Source organism: Chamaesiphon sp. VAR_48_metabat_403, assembly GCF_031422475.1.
Lineage (GTDB): Bacteria > Cyanobacteriota > Cyanobacteriia > Cyanobacteriales > Chamaesiphonaceae > Chamaesiphon.
This window is the reverse complement of sequence record NZ_JANPLS010000210.1, coordinates 1-21,899: the sequence shown is the minus strand read 5'-3', so window position 1 is coordinate 21,899 and position 21,899 is coordinate 1. Positions and strand designations below refer to the sequence as shown.

Genomic DNA, 21,899 nt, shown 5'->3' with positions numbered 1-21,899 from the left:
GGAGCAAAGAGGTAACTACTCTTTTCGTTATATCGATACCATCGATATCGATGGTATTTTCCACTCTGGGATTGATTGCAGTTGGCCTAGATTCGATCCCGATCCCGAACAGATTCCCTTCTGATGTATCTGCTAGGAATTTATTATAGTTAAATAACTACGATAGATCGATCGCAAGATCCTATACCGATCGCAGATCGTGTAAAGCTTGAGCTAAATCTGCGGCGGTGGGATAACGATCGCGCGATCGCGTTTGGGTGACTTTATCGATGAGGGCTTGGAGTTGGGGCGTTACGCCAGGGACGGAGGAGACGTTAAAACGGTAGCCTTCTGCGTTCCATTCGATAAAATCGGCGGGATTGCGTCCGGTGAGTAGAAAAATCAAGGTCGGGCCGATCGCGTATAAATCTGACTGGGTGCATGGTTGACCGCTATTTTGTTCTGGTGCCATATAGTCTGGCGCGCCGATTTTCGTGCCGCCGAGGGTGCCGATTTCTTTAACTGCACCAAAATCGAGTAAAAATATTCGCTTATCGATCGTTCGGACGAGGATATTTGCAGGTTTGATATCGCGATGGATTAGCGGTGGCTGTTGTTGGTGGATGTAGCCCAAAATCTCGCATAATTGGATCATCCAGTCGATCGCTTGCTTTAGCGATACTTTACCCCGTTCCATCACATATACGTCCAAATCTTGACCGTGAATCAGTTCCATCGCTAGATATTTACGTCCGTCGGCGATGAAGAAGTCAAAATATTCGGGAATGCCGGGATGGTGCAGACTTTGGAGAATTTTGGCTTCGCGCTCGAATAATTCTTGCGCTTTGGGAATTACCGCCATGTCGGCGTTCATTTCTTTGAGTACCAACATTTTCGCCTTATCCCAAGCCAAATAAGTTGTACCCATCCCCCCTTGTCCGAGGGTTTTGAGGATCTGATACTGATGAATCTGGTAGATGACGTTAATCGGTTCGCCGCAGTGTTTACAAAACAGGGTGTTACTAGGATTATCTAGATGTTGGCACGCCACCGGAATCTCGGCAGCAGTTGGCTCATTTATTACCATGACAACATCTAGTTGAATGGTGAGTAATGCGCCTGCTTTGGGGATTTGAATCCGATCGCCGTTGGTCAATAATAGTTTATCGATCGATAGATCGTTAACTAGGGTACCATTGGCACCCTGATTAGTAATTTCCCAGTAGCCGCCGCCTTGACGCAAGCTTCTAAACGAGATTGTGGCATGAAGCCGCGAAATTGAGGGTCGATCGATTGTAATCTCGTTTCCTGGAGATCGACCGATCCGAATCGGTGCTGGCGGAATAAATTGCCACTGCTGCGAGATTTCCCTCCGGTTTTCGTCCCACAACGAAATTTGAATGTTTTTCATGAAGCCAGCGGCAATTTATCAATTCTCTAATTACTAACCGATCGGGGTGCCAAAAGCAATCGCCAGTTAGCAATATAGGGACGTGCATCGCCATAAATCGGGCTGCGCCGTCCGATGGTGGCGGCTAGCTCGATCGCGGTGGAGATTTTGCCCTGGCGATAAATACCAATAGCACGTTCTAGGGTGCGGCGATCGGCAATTTCTTGTAGTTCGAGGTTCCAGTAACGGACTTGAGATTGAGCGTCTTGATAGAGCGATCTGCCAGGAGTAATCCGATTTGCCATCGTGACAGCTTGGGTAAGATTGCCTTGGTTTGCTAAAGCCATCGCGCTGGCGAGAATCGGGCGATCTTCGATCGTCTGAATTTTCTCGTTCCAGGCGGCGACATAGCCAGTAATTTCTTCACCCAGGGGTCGATCTGGTGTGATGTTTCTAGCTAGGCGTACGGCGGCTTTGAGATTGACGAGAGATTCGCCCTTACTGACCATTTGCTTGGCTTTAGCTAGAATTACCCGATTGTCGATGGTTTCGATCTGGCGACTCCAGTCGGCGATTTCCGACTGGACGGTTTGACCGACTTCACTTTGAGCCGGAACTTGTTTGGCGGTGGCGATCGCTAGTGCTAGTGTACTTGGTTGTTGGAAACTGGCGATCGATCGCGCCCATTGGAGTTGGGTTTCCTGTTTGAGCCGCGATTCCCAGTTCGATCGCTGCGTCCGCGCGAGGGTATAGATCGGGCTAGTTTTAGGAATTTTCTTGACTTGGGCGATCGCATCCATCATCGCCAGCATGTGCTTCTTGCCCGCCCAGACGTGCGCTTGATTGAGCTTGACCCAATCCTGTGCTTCGCCATAAATTGACGTGTCCTGGGGCACTTTTTGAACGAGGGCGATCGCTTCGGTAAAGTTCTGCGCTTTATAAGAATTGACGCTCAAGCTGACTAAATGCTTGCTCCATTTACTCCGCAGAACTTGACCCTCATGGTAAACATAGGTAGACGAGTCGATTTGGTTTGCCAGTTTCATGGCATTGACGATCGGTTCTGGCTCGTTTGGTAAGGGAATTTCGACGACTTTTTCTTTCTTACTGGCGGCTTTAACTGCTGCTGCGATCCGCTTGGCGCGGGTATTATAGTCATCGCTATCTTTATTTTCTAGCGCGTCTTTTGCTTCTTGAAGCTTATCCCACCCATTGCGCTCTTGGGCGAGTTTTGCAGCCATTTTGTCATACTTAAAGCTATTCCAATAAGTACCGCGCATCTTCTGAACCGATTGCAAGATCGCGAACGATTGATTCCAATCGCCGCTTTTCATCGATTGCTCGAATTTAGTGTCGATTTTGGCACTATCGCGATTTTGAATCGTTAATTTACCGATCGACTCCTGAGCCAGATCGTATACCGGACTGGTCGTAGGCACGATTTTTAACGTCGCGATCGCCCGATTTATCTTCCCTTCATTAACTTGCTTGCGGCTGATTCGCATCAAATCTTCCGACCAGCCTTTGAGCATCCGTTGAGATTCGCGGTACAGTGGGTGTCGATCCGTCCACCCTTTGACTAAATCGACGGCACTGCGAAGTTTGGGAACTTCTTTAGTATCGGCACCCACTTGCGCGCAATACAGGCGTTCGCTATCGGTCGAAATTGGTAATGCACCCTGACAATTGGGCGTTGGCGGTACGGCAATTAGCAACAAATAGCTGGTAATGCCAGTACCGCCCACCATTGCTGCCAGTACCGCCCAAAATGCCGACCACGGATCGACTGTTACCGTCGGTATGTTTAGCTTACTAATTGGTGCTATTGCTTCGCTGAACATCTCACCATCGACAAACTTGGTAATTGCCGAAATTGCGGGGTGGCGATTCTCATTCTGAGAGGCTCCGCCAACGATCGCCTCCGCTGCTGGCGGGTCAGTGTCCCTATGCGGATCGCCCTCAGTCTCGGTTTGATGAGAGTCCGATCTATTTCCCGTAGCGGTTGGCTGGCTGGCTGTACGGTTGCCTTGAAACCTATTCCAGAGAGCATTTAATCGAGTGCCGATTTCATTCTGGTTGCTGTTTTGCATTATTTTCTCTTCAAATAAATATTAAGTTCTTAAATGTATCGTGAAATTAGATTTTTTATAGTTTAAAGTCTATATACTACCCGATCGAGACTAATAATAATACTCACTGTTTATATACCCAGAATCGAGGTATCGAAAATCACACATTCACAGGCTATCAATACCATAAGCACTAATTTGCAAATATTTCGATTTTAATAATATTATCTTAATCAATGCCCACTCAAATTCACAAGCTCTGCGGATATTTTCCTACTTTTTACCGACTGTAAATCTTTGCTGAAAGTTCTCGATCGGACAAAGATATACTAACGTATAGCCACAAGCTAAAAGCCAGTGGAGTCAATGATGCAGAAATCTTTGCTAAAATATGAACCAGTGGTTAGTGTCAAAAGCTTAGCATCATTAACGATCTTTACAAACTACGGGTAGTAGTAATAGTAAATTATATTCACGCCGATTTTAGAGAATGACGACGTTGACAATTAGCGATCGCGCACTACAAAGTCTAGATTTATCTGCGATCGTCGCACCGATCGATCGATGGTCACTTACCGATCCCAAGCAATTTAACCTCGATCTCAAACTCACGATCGATTACAATCGAGATCCTCAAGATCCGCGCGAACTTTCCGAAATCCCCGAAGTCAGACTGTGGTTTATCCGCGCCGATGCTCGTTACCCATATTTACCACTGCTCCTCGATTGGCAAGCCGGAGAACTCGCCAGGTACGTTGCCATGTTAGTCCCCCATCAATTCAGTCGCAAAGACGGAATTGAGTACAATCCCGAAGCTCTAGAAATTTGGGTAATGCATCGAGTATTCTTGCTAACAGATTGGATGCAGAAATATTCGATCGACGATCGAACTCGGCTCAAATTTATGACGCAAATGTTGGGCTATGAATTAGATGACGGTTTATTTGAATTATTAGAATCACCAGTAGAGGGGAATTAGACGAGGGGACGGGGAGATGCTCAATACTTCTTACTTCTTACTCCTTACTTCTTCCCTATCCCCTATTCCCTATCCCCTATTCCCTATTCCCTAATTTATGAAAGCCCAAGTATTCCGTGGAGTCAATCGACTCAGCTATGAAGATATCCCCGTTCCTACCATCGCCGCAGACGAGGTATTAGTTAGAGTAAAAGTCGTCGGCTTATGTCAGTCAGACATCAAAAAAATCCTCTATCCACTCTACGAACCCCCCCGAATTTTCGGACACGAAACGGCTGGAGAGATTGCCCAAATCGGTGCAGATGTAAAAGATTGGCAAATCGGACAGCGCGTAGTAGTAATGCACCATATTCCTTGTATGCACTGCAACTACTGTCTCCATGAAAATTATTCCATGTGCGACGTATACAAAAACGTCACGACAACAGCCGGATTTACCCCCAGCGGTGGCGGCTTTGCCGAATACGTTCAAGTACCAGGGCATATCGTTCGCAATGGTGGCTTAATTCCCATTCCTGACGGGGTTACCGACGAACAAGCCAGTTTTGTCGAGCCGACAAATTGCTGTCTCAAAGCAGTTAAAAAAGCCAATATTCAAGCAGGCGACACCGTTTTAATTACCGGAGCTGGCCCGATCGGGTTAATGTTTATTATGCTAGTCAAGCATTTTGGAGCCAGAGCGATCTCTACCGATTTAATTCCCGCCAGAGTTGAAAAAGCATTATCTGTCGGAGCCGAAGCCGCCTTCGACGCACGAGATCCCGATCTCACCGCCAAAATTCACGCCTTAACTAACGGGATGGGTGTAGATACATCAATCCTCGCCGTACCCAGCGACAAAGCCTTTTTCCAAGCCTTAGATTGTACCCGCAAAGGTGGCAAAATTCTATTCTTTGCCGAGTTTCCTGACGAGTTAGAAATCCCAATTAATCCCAATGTTTTATATCGACGCGAAATTGATTTGATGGGTAGTTATAGTTCATCATTTAAAGTCCAGGCTCTATCAGCAGATCTCGTCTTCAATCATCGCATTAATGTCGATGCCTTAATTAGCGATCGATACCATCTCAAAGATTTAGATAAAGCAGTAGCGCAAGCCACAAAACCAACAGCAGAAACTTATAAAATTTTATTGCATAATGATTAGGCAGAAGTTAGGATCTGCAAGAAGATATTTTAGATAGAGCTATTTTCTAATGCTATTAGAATTAAGACAACTAAAAATTAAGCCAGGACAGCAACTCTTATTAGCAGATGTTAGCTGGCAGCAATTTGAAAATATTTTGACAGACTTGGGAGAACATCGTTCTGCTAAAGTTTCTTATAGTCATGGCTGTTTAGAGATTATGGTGCCATTACCAGAACATGAAAAAGCCAAAGAAATTATCGGCGATATAATTAAGATTTTACTCGATCGGCTAAATATCGATTATGATTCACTCGGATCGACAACTTTAAAAAGTGAAAAAATGACTCAAGGAGTAGAACCAGATGCCTGTTTTTACATCCAAAATCAGGCGCGAGTGCTTGGTGAAAATCGTCTAGATCTGAATGTAGATTCACCACCAGATCTAGCTGTAGAAATCAATTTAACCTCTCGAACCCCATTAGATAATTACGAACTTTTGGGCGTACGAGAACTTTGGCGATATGGCAAACAAGGTTTACACATCGAATCTTTACAAGATAGTAAATATGTCAGATTAGAGACTAGCCCTACATTCCCAGATCTACCGATCGTTGACTTAGTAAATCAATGCGTTCGGGAAAGTCAAATAATTGGTAGCAGCCAAGCACTTAAAGCTTTTAAACAGTGGGTACGAGACAATCTTTAAACCCAACTACCCCATTCATCTAATTTTCAACTCCTCATCTTTTATTTGGCAGAATTGCGATAAGTTAATGCCATCGCTTTAAATTTTGGCAGGTACAATTCAGACTGTTTATCGCCGACTATGCCTGTCATTAATATATAACCTCCCTGCTTAGGAAAAAGCATTATTTGATACAACTTTAGAGTCGATTTTGATTGTAAATCTCGACCGTTGGCAATGATTTCCCAACCAGGTAGATTATCGATCGCAATTTCATTAGTAGATGCGATCGCGGTAATTTCTGTTTGAGGATAATTAGACAATCTACTAGTTGCAAAAGATTTGCGATCGTCCACTGGAACATCGCCTAAAGATGGAGTAACAATAAATAACGGATCGGTAGGGTTTGCCAGGGGAATATTACCATCCTTGGTAAATGCCGCGATTTTACCCGCACCAGCCGCCGCACGCACCGCGAGTAACCCTTCAACGGCTGTGACTGTAAATGGTAAAGAAGATGTAGTAGACACTGCCGATGGCGAACTAGGGGCTACTGCTAGCACGATTTTTTTAAGTGACTCGCCGATAGTTGGAGCCTTTTCATTTAGGAAAGTTGCCGTCACAATTTGAGTACTTTGCTCGTTACCAAATACCAACACCCATTTCCGAAATTGTTCGCCATAGGCTGATTGGGTAACTTGTAACAATACCCCCTGCTGGTTATCGATCTTGACTGTTTGCTTAGAGATTAAAGAGATGCCCCTAGTTGCTAAATTACTTTTATCGAATCCCTGCGTTACTTTAGAAAATGGCCCAGGAATTTTAGTCAGCATCACCGACGAATTAGTAGCAGATTGCTCGAATCCATAAAATGATGTTGCTTTGATAAATCCGATCGGCTGCTCGATTGTCAACCCAACTTCAGGAAAAGAGACTAAAGTAGTTGCCTTTTTAGCCTGCGATAACCGAATTCTGTTATGCCCATAAATTTGAGCGTTGGTTCGATCGATTCTTCTAAGTTGCCAAGATTCAGCCATACTAGCAGCAGGTAGAAAAACAACCGCAGAGATTGACTGTACGATCGCGATCGCAATTGCCAATTGGTATTTCATAGACATGGGGGTAAAACTTCGATACATCTATAATTTTACCAAATCGCGATCTAAATTATTATGCGGTAAGACGGGAAAATTCTGTCCGACGGGCGGCGAATAAGAGACAGGCTCTAATATCTTCTGGTTCTAAATCGGGGAAGTCTGCCAAGATTTCTTCAGCCGATACATTCTCAGCCATCATTTCTAAAATGTCGCTGACGCGAATTCGCATTCCTCGAATACAAGGCTTTCCACCACATTGCCCTGGTGTTTGGGTGATTCGTACTAATTGTTGGATGGTTGCAGACATCACAAATATTGTTATGTTTTAAACTGAATTTTTGAAATCGATCGAATCGATCGATTATGTACACCACAATTTTAACACCATCGATCGACTCGTTCAATGTTCAACCCATCCACAACCTGTAGATGGCTTTGTTTATGAGATCGATCGCGAATATACCAATAACTATCGCACAAACCCGCCCTCACCTACTATCGACCTTTCGATCGGATCGGGTTAATGAAGAAATATTCAGGTTGTTGGTGGGGTTGGGCAGGTTTGTACGGAGGATAATTTCAGATCGGAATTAGTTGCCTAAACCTGCCCCTACAGGTTATCAAATCGCGATCGAATCGCGACCGCTTTTAAATCGATCTAACTCAATTTGAAATAGGAATATTTCGGAACTGAATAATCTTGCCAGCATTTATATTTATAAGTGAAGCTTTTGATATCTGACTTGGTACATTTTCGAAAATCACATTCACAATGTAGTCAATATCTGGGGACATAATCAAACTAAGTCCAGATTGATTGCTGCCATTATATTCCAATCTAGAGCTTGGATAAGTTTTCCCATCAGGACTTATGATAGACGAACTACCTTTGTCTACATACATCAAGAGAGACACATTTTCTTTTTTTGATCTTATAAAAAAAGTGCATATCATACTCGAACTCGATCTTCTGCAATTTTTAATTGTAAAGATAGCACCTTCTAACTCTTTTGTGTAAATATAGTTTCGTGGTATTTTACTATTTTCTTGTGCTTGTTCTGGCGACATTGATTTAAACTTACCGCAGATTTTATTATTACCATCTGTAGTAACACACATCCGCTCGATCCCTCTTGATTGACCACATACAGTCTTGCGATTACTGCCAATGACACAGAAATCTGGCGTGTCGGCGTGAGCTGAATTGCTGTGAAACGAAAGACTAGCAAAAGTCATCCCAGCTAGAATGCTGGCTCGTTGAATGAGGCGGATTAATGTCATGATTCTACTAATGGGAAGGGGTTACTTATTTCCAAACGCCTTACTATAGTACGAACTAGGGTATAAAAGAAAACTTAAAAGTAACCCGATCGAGCTTTTTTGCTCCACCACGAAATTTTACTCAAACTATCAACTACACTCATGACTCAAATCGAACCAGATCCTACTAAGTTAGATATTATTTTTGTCCCCGCTCGTACCGATGCGCCAGTTGGCACGATCGTGTTATTGCATGGTTGGGGTGCCAATCATGACGATTTAGGCGATTTAGTGCCCTACTTTGACTTACCCGAATATCAATTTCTGTTTCCCAATGGCATCTTCGACCACGAGTATAGCGACGATGGTAAAATGTGGTATTCGTTTACAGGTGCGGGTCAATTGAACGATCGCAGTCTGGCACAACTCGCCACCAGTCGCGAAGTTTTGACAACCTGGATCGAGTCGCTCCCAGCTTCAACGGGCATTCCACTCGATCGCACCTGGATTGCGGGTTTCTCTCAAGGTGGAGCAATGACGCTAGAGATCGGGCTAGATTTGCCTGTAGCGGGTCTAATTGTAATGAGTGGTTATTTGCATCAAAACAGAGCGAAACCTACTCAAGCTGCGCCCCCTGTCGCGATCGTGCATGGCAGACAAGATGATGTCGTCCCGATTTCCGCCGCGCGCCAGAGTCAGGCAACATTGACAGAGTGGGGTATTGAGGTACAGTATCAAGAATTTGACATGGGACACTCGATCGTGCCAGAAGTTTTGAATGTGGTTAAAGAATTTGTCACCGATCGGTCTAAATTATAAATAAATTTGTTAATCCAGACTCCATGCGCGGGTAATAATAAATAAGAAGGCTAAGATAACTATAGCTGCTAAACTCTGCCGCACTTGTAAGGAGGTTTGACCTATGACTACGATCGAGATGTCTCAACGCAATACTATCCCCAACCTGACTACAGAAGAAGTAGAAGCACTAGCCATGCGGTTGGAAAGCGATGATTATGGCAACCCGTTTGATGGCTTGAAAGATTGGCATTTCCTCCGCGCGATCGCTTTTCAACGCCCAGATTTAGTAGAACCCTACATTCACCTCCTCGATCTCGAAGCCTACGACGAAGCCTAATTAAGAAAAATCCCCTCCTCGGAGGGGTGCCCGAAGGGCGGGGTGGGTAGATCCATGCGTCTAACTAGAATTCTCTAGTTAGAGGCGAAAACCCTGGGAATCCCCCTAAATCCCCCTTGAAAAGGGGGACTTTAAGAGCAAGCTTTCCAAGGGGGTTGGGGGATTCAGATCTCGAAACGAAGTCTAGCCGACTTGTGTATAAGCCGTAGCCTCGAAGGGCGGGGTGGGTAGATCCCCGCATCCCATCAATCAACCAGAAAACAGCCACGATCGATGCGAGTTCTAATCGGAATTGGGGGCGGAATTGCCGCATATAAAGTCTGCGAAATTATCTCTAGCCTATTCAAAGCAGGTATCGAGGTAAAAGTCATCCTCACCGCTGGCGGCGAGCAATTTATTACCCCCCTAACTGTCGCCACATTATCTCGTCATCCAGCTTATACCGATCGCGATTTTTGGCAACCCATTCACCATCGCCCCCTCCATATCGAATTAGGCGAATGGGCAGATTTATTTGTAATTGCGCCACTGACTGCGAATACCTTGGGTAAATTAGCTTATGGATTAGCCGATAATTTACTCACAAATACCGTCTTAGCTTCCACTTGCCCGATTTTACTCGCACCTGCAATGAATACCGAAATGTGGAATCAGGTAGCAGTCGATCGCAATTGGCAGTTATTAAGTCAAGATTCGCGCTATCATTCGGCTGGGCCAGCAACCGGATTACTCGCTTGCGATCGAGTCGGCATGGGACGCATGGCAGAGCCTGAAGAAATTTTACCTTACATTTATTCCCTGCTCCATACTCGCGGCAAGCTCGATTTAGTCGGTAAAAGAGTCTTAATTAGTACCGGAGGAACGCGAGAATTTTTCGATCCCGTGCGATTTATTGGCAATCCGGCAACTGGTAAAATGGGATTAGCTCTAGCACAAGCCGCCGCACATCGTGGTGGAACGATCGTTTTAGTGCATAGTACTTTGCCAGATGTCCCGATCGATCGTCGCATCAAATCGATTCCTGTGGTTAGTAGCGAAGATATGCATCGTCAAATGCTGGCATATTTTTCAGACTCAGATTTAATTATCATGTCCGCCGCCGTTGCCGATGTCAAACCAGCGACTTATAGTGCCCAAAAATTACCCAAAAAACTGTTACCAACCGAATTACAATTAGCTCCAGTACCCGATATCATCGCCGAGCTGGGCAAAATCAAACAACCCCATCAAAAACTAATTGGTTTTGCAGCTCAAACTGGCGACATCATCACCCCAGCTTTAGAAAAACTAGAGCGCAAGCAGTTAGACGCGATCGTCACCAATCCGGTAGACTTACCAGATAGTGGCTTTGGTAGCGATCGCAATCAAGCTGTCATCCTCAAAAAGAACGGCGAACGGATCGAGATCCTGCCCTGCGCTAAACTAGAGATGGCACATCAAATTTTAGATCGGATTTATTAGCGTAACGCAAGTTGCTAGTTATAACTAAGGTTAAAGATTTGGGGATTAGGTATTGGGTATTGGGTATTAGCGATGGGATAAAACCTCAAACCTAATAGCTAAAACCTAACACCCATCCCACTAAAAACCTATAACTAGCAACTTGGGTTAGCGTAGCGAAGATGCCAGCGTGCCAATAATTACCCGATCCTCGCACCGTTGGTTATTACCGTAAGTTTTGAATTCCAAAACAATAAACAGCACACATTACACAGGTTATGCCCGATTCATCGCTTCAAACCATCTTCGACAGGTTATCTCGCGATTTAGCTAGAGATACCCTAATTCAGACGACTACCGACGAATTGCGCCAATCGATGAATGCCGATCGAGTGGTACTTTATTATTTTTACTATCAATGGGCAGGGCGTGTCACCTTTGAGTCGTTGAGCGATCGTAAATTTTCGATTCTGGGTGCTAGCGGCCCCGATGGCTGCTTTAATGGCGAATATGCCAAACTCTACGAACATGGCAGAGTACGGGCGATTCCCGATATCGAAATCGAACCGATTCAACCCTGTCACCGCGATTTATTGCGCGAATTACAAGTCAAAGCCAATCTCGTCGTGCCCATTCTCACCGAGCGCGGCTTGTGGGGCTTACTAGTCGCCCACCACTGTCAATCTACTTACGAATGGAGTCCCGCCGAAATTGCCGCTATGCAAGCCGCTGCTAACCATCTTGCCGTCGTTCCCAGCATTCGCGATCGCTAAAGTAGATCGGATGTGGCTCCGATACAATGAAGTTCTCTAGTGGATCTATGTCTTGTTGTGTAATATTGCGTAGTAACTCTAGTTTGAGATTCGTCGTGGTTCGATCGTGCGCCCGATCGCCATATTCTGGTAGAATTTTGAAGGTTTCTACTAAGTGGCATTAATGGCTTCTACTCGCGCACGCATCGCACTGGACGCAATGGGTGGGGATGATGCACCCGCCGCCATAGTCGCGGGTGCGATCCTAGCCCAAACAGAATTAGCAGATGTAGACGTAATCTTGGTGGGCGATCCCGATCGCATTCAGGCTTGTCTGAACCAGCATCCCAACGCGCCTAAAATTGAGATCGTGCCCGCCGAAGGGACGATCGAAATGCATGAAGAACCGCTGGGTGCCCTGCGCCGCAAGCCCAAGGCTTCGATTAATGTATCGATGCAACTCGTCAAAGAGGGTAAAGCCGATGCAGTGGTTTCGGCTGGGCATTCGGGCGCGGCAATGGCAGCCGCATTATTAAGATTAGGACGATTGCGGGGGATCGATCGACCTGCAATTGCGGCAGTATTTCCGACAAATCGCGCCGATAAATCGGTACTGATTTTAGATGTCGGTGCGAATGTCGATTGTCGCCCCAAATATCTCGAACAATTTGCCGTGATGGGTTCGGTATACAGCCAATGCGTACTGGGTGTGGAAGTGCCCAAAGTGGGCTTGCTGAATATCGGCGAGGAAGAATCTAAGGGGAATGAGGTTGCGCTCAAAGCGCACGAGGGCTTACAACAAAACGAACATATCAATTTTGTCGGCAATGCCGAAGGACGCGACGTGCTTTCAGGCAATTTTGATGTGATTGTCTGCGATGGTTTCGTGGGGAATATCTTGCTCAAGTTTGCCGAAGCTGTCGGCAATATCGTCGTGCAAATGCTCAAGGAAGAGCTACCACGGGGCATAAATGGCAAAATCGGCACGGCTTTACTCAAACCCAATCTCCAACGCCTGAAAAAACGGATCGATGCCGCCGAACATGGTGGTGGTTTATTATTAGGGGTAGAGGGTGTTTGCATTATCAGTCATGGTAGTTCCGATGCTTTCTCGATCGCCAATGCCATTCGCTCGGCTAAAAGTGCGGTAGATAACGATGTGATCGCCCAAATTCAATCTTCGACTCGCGACAAGTCACCCCAGCCAGAACCAACCGTCGCTGGCGACTAACTACAATTTATGGGCTGTCAATTAGGTAGGGGCAATTCATGAATTGCCCCTACCTAAACAACTAGCTAATCTATTGGGTAATAGATCGCTTTTTCATTAGATCCATCCCCCAGTCCCCCCGTCCCCTAGTCTTTAACCTAAATGGCATCAAACTACACCTCAATGGGAGTAACTTTTATCGGATGCGGTGCGGCTGCTCCTGAGACTGTAGTACTAAATGATGCCCTGGCGCAGGTGGTGGATACTTCCGATGAGTGGATTTCTAGCCGCACGGGGATTCGCCAGCGGCATATCAGCCACGATCGCGAGTCGTTGGCTGGATTGGCGACGCAAGCGGCACAGCAGGCTCTAGAGATGGCTGGGGTGGCGGCTACAGATGTAGATCTGATAATTTTGGCAACTTCTTCAGCGGAAGATTTATTCGGTACGGCTTGTCAGATTCAGGCACAGTTAGGTGCGACGCAGGCAGTAGCTTTTGACTTGACTGCGGCTTGTTCGGGGTTTGTATTTGGAGTTGTGACAGCGGCGCAATTTTTAAGATCGGGTGTGTATCGGAATATTCTGGTAATTGGTGCCGATTTTTTATCGCGGTGGGTAAATTGGCAAGATCGCAATACTTGTGTGCTATTTGGCGATGGTGCGGGTGCGGTGTTAATGCAAGGTACCGAAAATGTCGATCGATTGTTAGGGTTTGAAATTCGCAGCGATGGTTCGCAAAATTGCTGTTTGAATTTGGCTTTTCAACCAGAATTAAGCGAGTTAATTCCTGGTGTTGTTTTGACTCAAGGTAAATATCAATACATTACGATGAATGGTAAAGAAGTCTATCGCTTTGCCATCAATCGCGTGCCAGACGCGATCGATAAAGTCATTCATCAAGCTAATTTGACTAGTGCGGATATCGACTGGTTAATTTTGCATCAAGCCAATCAAAGAATTATGGATGCCGTCGCCGAACGGTTGCAGATTGCACCAGAAAAAGTAGTCAGTAATGTCGCTAAATACGGTAACACTTCGGCGGCTTCCATTCCGATCGCCTTGAATGAAGCAGTCAGATCTGGTAAAATCCAAGCTGGCGATACGATCGCCACATCCGGCTTTGGTGCGGGATTGAGTTGGGGTGCCGCAATTTTTAAATGGGGTAATTAATAGGATTGAATCGAGCGGATGAAAGTATATATCCTTCAAAATTCAGACGAGCAATTTGCCACGATCGAATGTGGAGTGGCATATTATGGATTTAAACTCTTAGGTTGGGAAATTATCCCGTTTCAATCTTTAACTGCAATCGCCGATTTTCAACCAGGGGATTTAGTCGTCGGTAGAATTTTAGATATTAATATTGCCTTAGAATTAAGTGCGGTAGCACGTCCTTTGCCGCTCGATTATCCACCAGAGCTACGTCAGTTTTTAGGACGAAAAATTTGGCAATCGACAATCGACGATTTAGTCGCATCGAGTCAATGGGGAATTTTCATTAAACCTGCAACTGAATGTAAAAAATTCACTGGTAGGGCTATTTTAAATTCTCAAGATTTGATTAAATGCGGCGATCTTTTCGATGGTTCTCAATTAGTCTGGTGTGCTGAATTAGTCGAATTCCGATCGGAATGGCGATGTTTCGTTCGCTATAATAAAATTCTGGGCGTACATTTATATCAAGGCGATTGGCGATTGGCTGGCGATCCTCAAGTTATCGAAGCTGCTGTTGCTGCTTATACATCCGCTCCGACTGGCTATGCAATTGACTTTGGAGTCACATCTACGGGAGAAACTCTAGTCATTGAAGTAAATGACGGTTATGCTTTGGGTAACTACGGTTTACCACCCATATATTACGCACAACTGCTATCGGCACGATGGGCAGAATTAACCGACACCGAAGATTATGGCATCACTCTCTCCGAAGTATTCGAGCCATAGTCACACATCTTGCAACAGATCCAAAATCCCTAGTGAAGTAGGGTAAAGGGTAAAGGAAAATACTTGCCCCTCTATCCTTTACCCCTTACCCTTTTCCTCCACATCACCTAATACCTAAAGCCTAATCCCTAATCCCTAATCTCTATCCCCTAATCCCTATTCCCTATCCCCTACTCCCTAGATTATGGAAGTCGATTTTCAACAAATTGAAGCGCGAAAACAAATCTTAGAAACCACGCGGAGCGAACTGAAAACTCACTTTGTCGGGATCGATGAAACCATCGACGATTTACTCGACTATATCCAAATTTGGTATTTAATGCCCGAAATTTTGAGTCGTCCGATTATTGTTAATTTATGGGGAATGACAGGAGTTGGTAAAACAGATTTAGTCAGAAGACTGGTTAAATGTCTTAATTTTCAGGATCGATTTATTGAAATAGAACTCAGTCATACTGAAGGGAGTTCTTGGGATAGTTCGGTTGGATCTGCACTCAACCGCAATGGTATTAGCGATGGGAAACCAGCGATCGTATTATTCGATGAAATTCAACGGTTTAATACATTAAATTCCGATGGAACTCCGGTACAATCTTCGCGGTTTACCGATTTCTGGGAACTATTGAGCGATGGAAAGTTGTCTAAACGAGTTAAAGACGATCTAGATTATTACATTCAAGATTATTTATATCAACAAAAGAACATCAAAAAGCGTAAAGAACGCGGCGAAGAAGATGTCGATGAAAATCCGACGATGGGTTTTTATGAAGCCCAAAATCTCAAGTCGATGCTGCAATTAGATGGCGATATTTCGGATATTGCCGAGATGTCTCAGATGCAAATGGTCGAACAAATTCGCCAAGCCAAGCAAAAGAAAAAAGTTTACGAACCGATCGATCATTCTCGGACGCTAATTATTATTAGTGGTAACTTAGATGAAGCTTTTGCAATGGCAACTCAAATTGCCGAATCTGATGTCGATGCAGATATTTTTCATGCTTTCACGAAGAAGATTACACTGGTGGATATTAAGAATGCCCTCAGCAAAAGTTTTCGTCCCGAACAAGTTGCCAGGTTTGGCAATATTCATTTAATTTATGCGAGTCTCAAAAAGTGTGATTTTGAGAAACTCATCGAACATGAGATCGATCGGATTATTAAGACGACTAAAGAGAAATTTGATGTCAGTGTAAAAATCGATCGATCGATTAACGAATTAGTATATCGAAATGGGGTATTTCCCGTTCAGGGCGTTCGTCCGGTATTTTCGAGCTTAATCGATATTCTCGAAACTAATCTCTCTAAATTTTTATTTACTGCCTTATTACGTCGAGATCGACACATCGATATTAATTATGATTTTGTCAAATCGCAAATTAACGCCCAAATTGGCGATCGATTAGAAGAAATTCCTTTTGTCGGTCGGATCGATAAAATCCGCGATAGTAATTTACGCGAAACGATCGTCAATATTAGCGTCCATGAATCCGGTCATGCAGTAGCTTACATGGTGTTATTCGGTTTGGCACCATTACAATTAAAATCTAAATTAGCTAGTAGTTATGCAGGTGGTTTTACCTTCCCCCACCAGATTTATGAAACCAAAGAAAACTTAATTAGACAAATTAAGATCTATTTAGCAGGCGGATTGGCAGAAGAGATAATATTTGGCGATACACTAGCTTCAGTCGGACGAATTCACGATCGCGAACAAGCAACTAAAATTGCGATCGATTATATTCGTCGCTATGGTTTCGATGCCGGATTCCAGGCTAACTATACCCTCGAATACGGACATAGTATGGAGATGAAAGCCACAGATCTCGATGTCGAGAAAATGGTGACGCGGATGGCATCGGCAACTAGAGAATTATTATCATCCCATCAGTCCTTACTCCAAGAATTATCGTGGCAACTCGCCGCAACTGGCAGTTTAGCCGCATCAGAAGTGGCCGCGATCGGGATAAAATATGGTGTACCAGTAATAGTTGAAGCAGAAGGATTCTTAAAGATTCCCGCCTACAATCAATTGCTAACCGAACCGGAACACTAACCGGAATCCACATCGCCTTCAATCTGAGAAGGTCGATTTTTATCAAGCGTAAGTAACATGAAAACTGCATGGGTATTTCCCGGACAAGGCTCGCAAGTACTCGGCATGGGGGTAGACTTATTAGAGATCGCCTCAGCTAAAGCAACATTCGATCGAGCTACCGAAATTTTAGGCTGGTCGATCGTCGATATTTGCCAAAATGATGAAGTAAAATTGGCAAATACTCGCTACACTCAACCCTGCTTGTATGTAATGGAGTGTATTTTAGTCGATTTACTCCAACACCAAGGATTGCAACCCGATGCAGTTGCGGGACATAGTTTAGGTGAATATGTCGCTTTATATGCGGCGGGTGCCTTCGATTTTGAGACAGGATTGCAACTAGTCAAGCGGCGTGCCGAATTAATGGATTTAGCCTCTGAAGGTGGCATGACAGCTTTACTAGGCTTCGATCGAGCGCAATTAGAGTCCGCGCTCGCCGATACTGAAGGAGTAGTCTTGGCAAACGATAATAGCTCCGCTCAAGCCGTAATTTCGGGGACGGTGGCGGGGATTGCCACGGTAGTGGGCAAAATTAAAGTCAAACGCGCCATCCCGCTCAATGTTTCCGGTGCGTTCCATTCCCCCATGATGGCGACAGCCGCCGCCGAATTTGGAAAGTTATTGGCTCCAATCACTTTTAATAACACTAAAATTCCCGTCCTCTCGAATGTCGCACCCACAGCCACCACCGATGGAGTCGAACTTAAAGAACGCCTGAATAAGCAAATTACAGGCTCCGTACGGTGGCGCGAAATCTCGCTCCAGTTGCCCGAATTAGGCATTCAACAGGCGATCGAAGTCGGGCCGGGAAAAGTCCTCGGCGGACTAATTAAACGCACCTGCGAGGGCATTTCGGTGGTACAAATCGGGACTCGATCGGAGTTAGAATCGGTCGTACCAGGTTGATAATAGGTTGGGATTGATGATTCGATCGCATCCTACTAAAAACCCGCTATCTGCCTCAATCGGTACACGGTTGATAATAGGTTGGGATTGATGATTCGATCGCATCCCCAAGCAGTATTGAAAGTGGGATGCGATCTCCAAAAATGTTAAGGTTGAAGTAGAAAATATATCCACAAACCTAGTGGCTGAAATTCCTCCAGAAACGATCGCTAAAATATTAGAACTAATAGGTAGACTATCTATTCTCATTGACAGAGCATCTGCGGCAGAGTTGGCAATCTTCAACACCTATGGTGAACCAGAAACAGAAGAGGTAGCTTATGTATTGGAACAATTGGGCAATACTAAAGACAGAGGAGAAGTCGCTTACACCAGGCTTACTGGGCTACTGTTAAAAGTATCGAGATTTCAGCCATCAGCACCGATGGCAATGGTCAAAATGTTGACTCAATCTATTGAAATAGCCGAAGCTATCGTTGAGGCTGGCGAAGCAACCGTTAAAGAATCAAAAAGTGATTGGAATATCTAATGAATAAGCAACCCATCCCAGATCCCGAAATAGTGAAGAAAACTGTCCGCGAACTAAAGGCACTTTGTCGTCAGTTCGATCTGCTTAATTTTCAGCTTGAGGAATTAACAGCCTACGTTGATGCTGAAATTCGCAAGAGTCCCTTAACGGCATATCGGTTAGGTAAAACTCCTCAACAGACGATCGATTCTCCAGAGGAGCGGGCTTTTCGCCAACGAGACTAGCAACCACATTAGCATTAAGTTGGGGTCGATCGATGCCAGTATCCGAAAATTAATACTATAGTGATGTTTGCGACTGTGGCAGCTTTTGAGGTACCAAGCGATATCCCATTGCCTGAACTATCGATGTGATATTACCAAAGCGGGGGTTTCCGCCATCAGACAAAGCTTTTTGTAAACCTTGTCTAGTCATGCCAACTTGCTCCGCCATATCCCCAACACCTCGAACGCGGGCGATGACGCGCAATCCCGCAAGCAAGGCTCCTGTATCGTTATCTTCGGCAAAATCCTGAAAAATTTCAGTAAGATAGTCATCAATCTCATCAGGATGAGCGCGGAAATAGCCTTCAGTGAATTCATCCAGCGTTCTAAGTTTTCGCATTATTTTTGTACTCCTGCCAGTAGGCTTTAGCGTTTTCGATATCCTGACGCTGGCTATCTTTGTCGCCGCCGCAAAGAATGACAACGAAGTTTACATGTGAGTGAAAGTCAATTGAGTGGCTAGACGAAAGATCGATCGAAATTAGCAACCACATTAGCATCGAGTTGGGTACGCTAGAGTTATTGTCATAGTAGGATGAGATCGTGACTGAGCGGGAATTACTGGATTTAATCGCACGAGCGCGGTTTTGGCGATGGAAAGAGCTAGATCTAGCAGGATTAGATCTGGAAGTTTTGCCGCCAGAGATTGGGAGTTTAGTAAATTTAAATCGTTTGATATTAGGGAAGTACGATGAGAGAATATCGAATGAACCTTTAGGAAATAATTTTACCGATCTGCCAGTAGAAATAGGAAATCTAAAAAATCTAAAATTACTGTCAATAGAAAATAATCTATTAACCACATTTCCTAGAGCGATTGAGCAACTATCTAATCTTCAAACACTAGATATCAGTTGTAACGACATAACAATTATTCCTGAGTCAATCGAGAGACTTACAAATCTTCAAGTATTCGATCTGAGTGCAAATTGTATAGAGATATTTCCTGAGTCAGTTACAAGACTCATCAACCTTAAACACTTAAATCTTGGTGTTAATGACGACGATCGCAATCCGTTAGTTATCCCTGAGTCGATTGGTCAGATGGTTAATTTAGAAAAACTAGATCTCGGTCTTAATCAGATTAAGGTTATCCCTGAATCGATTGGTCAACTCACTAATCTCAAAGAACTCGATCTCGGTCATAATCAGATTGAGGTTATTCCTGATTCGATCGGCCAACTTACTAATCTGAAAAAGCTATCTCTTCATTATAATCAGATTGAGGTCATTCCTGAATCCATTAGTAAACTCACTAGCCTCGAAGAACTTAGTCTCAGCAATAATCAGATTAAGGTCATCCCTGAATCAATTAATAAACTTAATAACCTCCGACGGTTGAGTCTTTATAATAATCAGATAGAATTTATTTCCGAATCATTAAAACACTTTGATATATTAAAAAATTGGAAGACATCATAAATAATTAACCAGCTCGATAATTTTCTGCTCTGCTCCACACCCGCCCTGAACTAGAAGTTTGGGCTAATAGCACAAGTTCTCTTTAGAGAACTTCTGGATCTCAATCAGTCCATTTCAATGGACTTTCGCTCTTAGCCCCAAATTCATTTGAGGGCTTTCTCAAGCGAAGCAAACCAATTGTCCCCGCTCAAATCAAAACTAACCCACAGATGAAGACCCGATCGTAATGGGTGCGATCGCACTTAACTTCAAGCTAGGATGATCTTCTAATAACTGATTGACATTCCATTCATTTTTAAATAATAACACCGGACGATTCCAGAGATCTTTAATCACCAAAGTATTAAATAATCGCCCGACTTTATCGAGGGCATCCCAGCCATTTAGTACCCATCGAGCCACCGAATAACCGAGCGGTTCTAGGGTTGTTTCCACGCCATATTCATTCTTCATCCGAAACTGCACCACTTCAAATTGCAACTGTCCGACTGCTGCTAAAATTGGGTCGCGTTTGGCTTCGTCTGCTGAGTACATAATCTGGACTGCGCCCTCTTCTTGCAGCTCTTTGACCCCTTTTTGAAACTGTTTGAATTTCGAGGGGTTGGGATTGCGGAGGAAGGAAAATAATTCGGGAGAAAAACAGGGGATACCTTCGTATTCGAGCTTTTTCATGCCTGTATAAATCGTATCGCCGATCGCGAATACTCCAGGATTATTTAAGCCAATTACATCGCCGGGATATGCTTCTTCGATCGATTCCCGATCTTGGGCAAATAGTTTCTGTGGACGAGATAGTCGGACGGTTTTGCCAGTGCGGGCGTGGCTGACGGTCATGTCTTTTTCAAACTTACCAGTACAGACCCGAATAAATGCCACGCGATCGCGATGTTTGGGATCCATATTAGCTTGTAATTTGAATACAAAACCAGAGAATTCGGGATAGCTAGGATCGATCGATCCGATATTAGAATTGCGATTTCCGGGCTTGAGGGCGTATTCTAAGAAGTAGTGTAAAAATAGCTCGACCCCAAAATTGGTCATCGCACTTCCGAAGAATACCGGAGTCATGTAACCAGCATGAATCAACTCTAAATCTAAATCTGAAGCTACTCCATCCAGCAGTTCTAAATCGCTATGCAGTTGCTCGAATAGTTCTTTGTCTAATATTTGTTTGAGGCGCGGATCGTCCAAATCCATCACGGTATCGGTCGCTTCCTTCTTCCCATGCGCCGTTCGCTCGAATAGGTGAACTTTGCGCTGATGGCGATCGAACACGCCTTTAAACCGATCTCCGGTACCGATCGGCCAATTTACAGCGTATGTTTGTAAGCCTAATTCTTGCTCGATCTCATCTAATAATTCTAATGGTTCGCGCCCCGGTCGATCGAGTTTATTCACAAACGTGAAAATCGGTAACTCCCGCATTTTGCACACTTCAAATAACTTGCGCGTTTGCGGCTCCAAACCCTTGGCGGCATCAATCAGCATCACTGCATTATCCGCCGCTGCTAGTGTCCGATAAGTATCCTCACTAAAATCTTGGTGTCCGGGTGTATCCAACAGATTTACCTGAAAGCCCTGATACTCAAACTGCAACACTGTTGAGGTAATC

General features: G+C 44.5%; 22 protein-coding genes. 15 read left to right on the top strand and 7 right to left on the bottom strand.

What is annotated here, in order from left to right:
- Nucleotides 1-181: 181 nt before the first annotated feature.
- Nucleotides 182-1,390 (bottom strand): protein kinase domain-containing protein, encoded by a 1,209-nt coding sequence (locus RMO79_RS09880; protein WP_310482966.1) that lies wholly within the window; start codon nt 1,388-1,390, stop codon nt 182-184.
- Nucleotides 1,391-1,416: 26 nt separating this feature from the next.
- Nucleotides 1,417-3,459: a hypothetical protein gene (locus tag RMO79_RS09875; protein ID WP_310482965.1), complete on the bottom strand. Its 2,043-nt coding sequence runs from the start codon at nt 3,457-3,459 to the stop codon at nt 1,417-1,419.
- 469 nt (nt 3,460-3,928) lie between these two features.
- Here RMO79_RS09875 and RMO79_RS09870 point away from each other — a divergent pair, with 469 nt between their 5' ends.
- From RMO79_RS09870 to RMO79_RS09860, 3 genes are all read left to right on the top strand, one after another.
- Entirely contained in the window at nt 3,929-4,417 is a 489-nt protein-coding gene (locus RMO79_RS09870; RefSeq protein WP_310482963.1) for a CRR6 family NdhI maturation factor, read from the top strand.
- Between the two features lie 97 nt (nt 4,418-4,514).
- Complete coding sequence (locus RMO79_RS09865) at nt 4,515-5,564, top strand: zinc-dependent dehydrogenase (RefSeq protein ID WP_310482962.1); 1,050 nt, start codon at nt 4,515-4,517, stop codon at nt 5,562-5,564.
- A 49-nt stretch (nt 5,565-5,613) separates the two neighbouring features.
- Nucleotides 5,614-6,252, top strand: coding sequence for a Uma2 family endonuclease (locus tag RMO79_RS09860; RefSeq protein WP_310482961.1), 639 nt, complete (start codon nt 5,614-5,616; stop codon nt 6,250-6,252).
- Nucleotides 6,253-6,293: 41 nt separating this feature from the next.
- On the opposite strand, the gene RMO79_RS09855 is transcribed toward RMO79_RS09860, so the two are convergent.
- From RMO79_RS09855 to RMO79_RS09845, 3 genes are all read right to left on the bottom strand, one after another.
- Nucleotides 6,294-7,349: a hypothetical protein gene (locus tag RMO79_RS09855; RefSeq protein WP_310482960.1), complete on the bottom strand. Its 1,056-nt coding sequence runs from the start codon at nt 7,347-7,349 to the stop codon at nt 6,294-6,296.
- Between the two features lie 52 nt (nt 7,350-7,401).
- On the bottom strand, nt 7,402-7,635 hold the full coding sequence (locus tag RMO79_RS09850; RefSeq protein WP_310482959.1) for a DUF433 domain-containing protein: 234 nt from the start codon (nt 7,633-7,635) through the stop codon (nt 7,402-7,404).
- A gap of 356 nt (nt 7,636-7,991) precedes the next feature.
- On the bottom strand, nt 7,992-8,609 hold the full coding sequence (locus RMO79_RS09845) for a hypothetical protein (protein ID WP_310482957.1): 618 nt from the start codon (nt 8,607-8,609) through the stop codon (nt 7,992-7,994).
- 141 nt (nt 8,610-8,750) lie between these two features.
- On the opposite strand from RMO79_RS09845, the gene RMO79_RS09840 reads away from it, so the two are divergent.
- The 11 genes from RMO79_RS09840 (at nt 8,751) to RMO79_RS09790 (ending at nt 18,826) form a co-directional block, all read left to right on the top strand.
- Nucleotides 8,751-9,407 carry a dienelactone hydrolase family protein gene (locus RMO79_RS09840; protein WP_310482955.1) on the top strand — a complete coding sequence of 219 codons (657 nt, stop codon included), beginning with the start codon at nt 8,751-8,753 and terminating at the stop codon, nt 9,405-9,407.
- Nucleotides 9,408-9,510: 103 nt separating this feature from the next.
- Complete coding sequence (locus RMO79_RS09835) at nt 9,511-9,726, top strand: DUF2555 domain-containing protein (RefSeq protein WP_295615338.1); 216 nt, start codon at nt 9,511-9,513, stop codon at nt 9,724-9,726.
- Nucleotides 9,727-9,999: 273 nt separating this feature from the next.
- Nucleotides 10,000-11,187, top strand: coding sequence for a bifunctional phosphopantothenoylcysteine decarboxylase/phosphopantothenate--cysteine ligase CoaBC (gene coaBC / locus RMO79_RS09830; RefSeq protein WP_310482954.1), 1,188 nt, complete (start codon nt 10,000-10,002; stop codon nt 11,185-11,187).
- Between the two features lie 257 nt (nt 11,188-11,444).
- Nucleotides 11,445-11,939, top strand: a complete 495-nt coding sequence (locus tag RMO79_RS09825; RefSeq protein ID WP_310482953.1) for a GAF domain-containing protein — start codon at nt 11,445-11,447, stop codon at nt 11,937-11,939.
- Between the two features lie 163 nt (nt 11,940-12,102).
- The gene (plsX, locus tag RMO79_RS09820; RefSeq protein WP_310482952.1) at nt 12,103-13,149 is read left to right on the top strand and encodes a phosphate acyltransferase PlsX; all 1,047 of its coding nucleotides are present in this window, start codon (nt 12,103-12,105) and stop codon (nt 13,147-13,149) included.
- Nucleotides 13,150-13,290: 141 nt separating this feature from the next.
- Complete coding sequence (locus tag RMO79_RS09815; protein WP_310482951.1) at nt 13,291-14,298, top strand: beta-ketoacyl-ACP synthase III; 1,008 nt, start codon at nt 13,291-13,293, stop codon at nt 14,296-14,298.
- An 18-nt stretch (nt 14,299-14,316) separates the two neighbouring features.
- Nucleotides 14,317-15,072: an ATP-grasp domain-containing protein gene (locus RMO79_RS09810; protein ID WP_310482950.1), complete on the top strand. Its 756-nt coding sequence runs from the start codon at nt 14,317-14,319 to the stop codon at nt 15,070-15,072.
- A gap of 184 nt (nt 15,073-15,256) precedes the next feature.
- On the top strand, nt 15,257-17,125 hold the full coding sequence (locus RMO79_RS09805) for an AAA family ATPase (RefSeq protein WP_310482949.1): 1,869 nt from the start codon (nt 15,257-15,259) through the stop codon (nt 17,123-17,125).
- Between the two features lie 57 nt (nt 17,126-17,182).
- Nucleotides 17,183-18,073 carry an ACP S-malonyltransferase gene (fabD, locus tag RMO79_RS09800; protein ID WP_310482948.1) on the top strand — a complete coding sequence of 297 codons (891 nt, stop codon included), beginning with the start codon at nt 17,183-17,185 and terminating at the stop codon, nt 18,071-18,073.
- Nucleotides 18,074-18,254: 181 nt separating this feature from the next.
- Nucleotides 18,255-18,602, top strand: coding sequence for a hypothetical protein (locus tag RMO79_RS09795; RefSeq protein ID WP_310482947.1), 348 nt, complete (start codon nt 18,255-18,257; stop codon nt 18,600-18,602).
- Entirely contained in the window at nt 18,602-18,826 is a 225-nt protein-coding gene (locus RMO79_RS09790; protein ID WP_310482946.1) for a hypothetical protein, read from the top strand. Before RMO79_RS09795 ends, RMO79_RS09790 begins: the two co-directional genes overlap by 1 nt.
- Nucleotides 18,827-18,881: 55 nt before the next feature.
- Here RMO79_RS09790 and RMO79_RS09785 read toward each other — a convergent pair whose 3' ends face one another.
- Nucleotides 18,882-19,205 carry an addiction module antidote protein gene (locus RMO79_RS09785; RefSeq protein WP_310482945.1) on the bottom strand — a complete coding sequence of 108 codons (324 nt, stop codon included), beginning with the start codon at nt 19,203-19,205 and terminating at the stop codon, nt 18,882-18,884.
- A 203-nt stretch (nt 19,206-19,408) separates the two neighbouring features.
- On the opposite strand from RMO79_RS09785, the gene RMO79_RS09780 reads away from it, so the two are divergent.
- Entirely contained in the window at nt 19,409-20,287 is an 879-nt protein-coding gene (locus RMO79_RS09780) for a leucine-rich repeat domain-containing protein (RefSeq protein WP_310482944.1), read from the top strand.
- Between the two features lie 198 nt (nt 20,288-20,485).
- Here RMO79_RS09780 and prfC read toward each other — a convergent pair.
- On the bottom strand, nt 20,486-21,899 hold a 1,414-nt coding region (prfC, locus tag RMO79_RS09775; protein WP_310482943.1), incomplete at its 5' end, for a peptide chain release factor 3.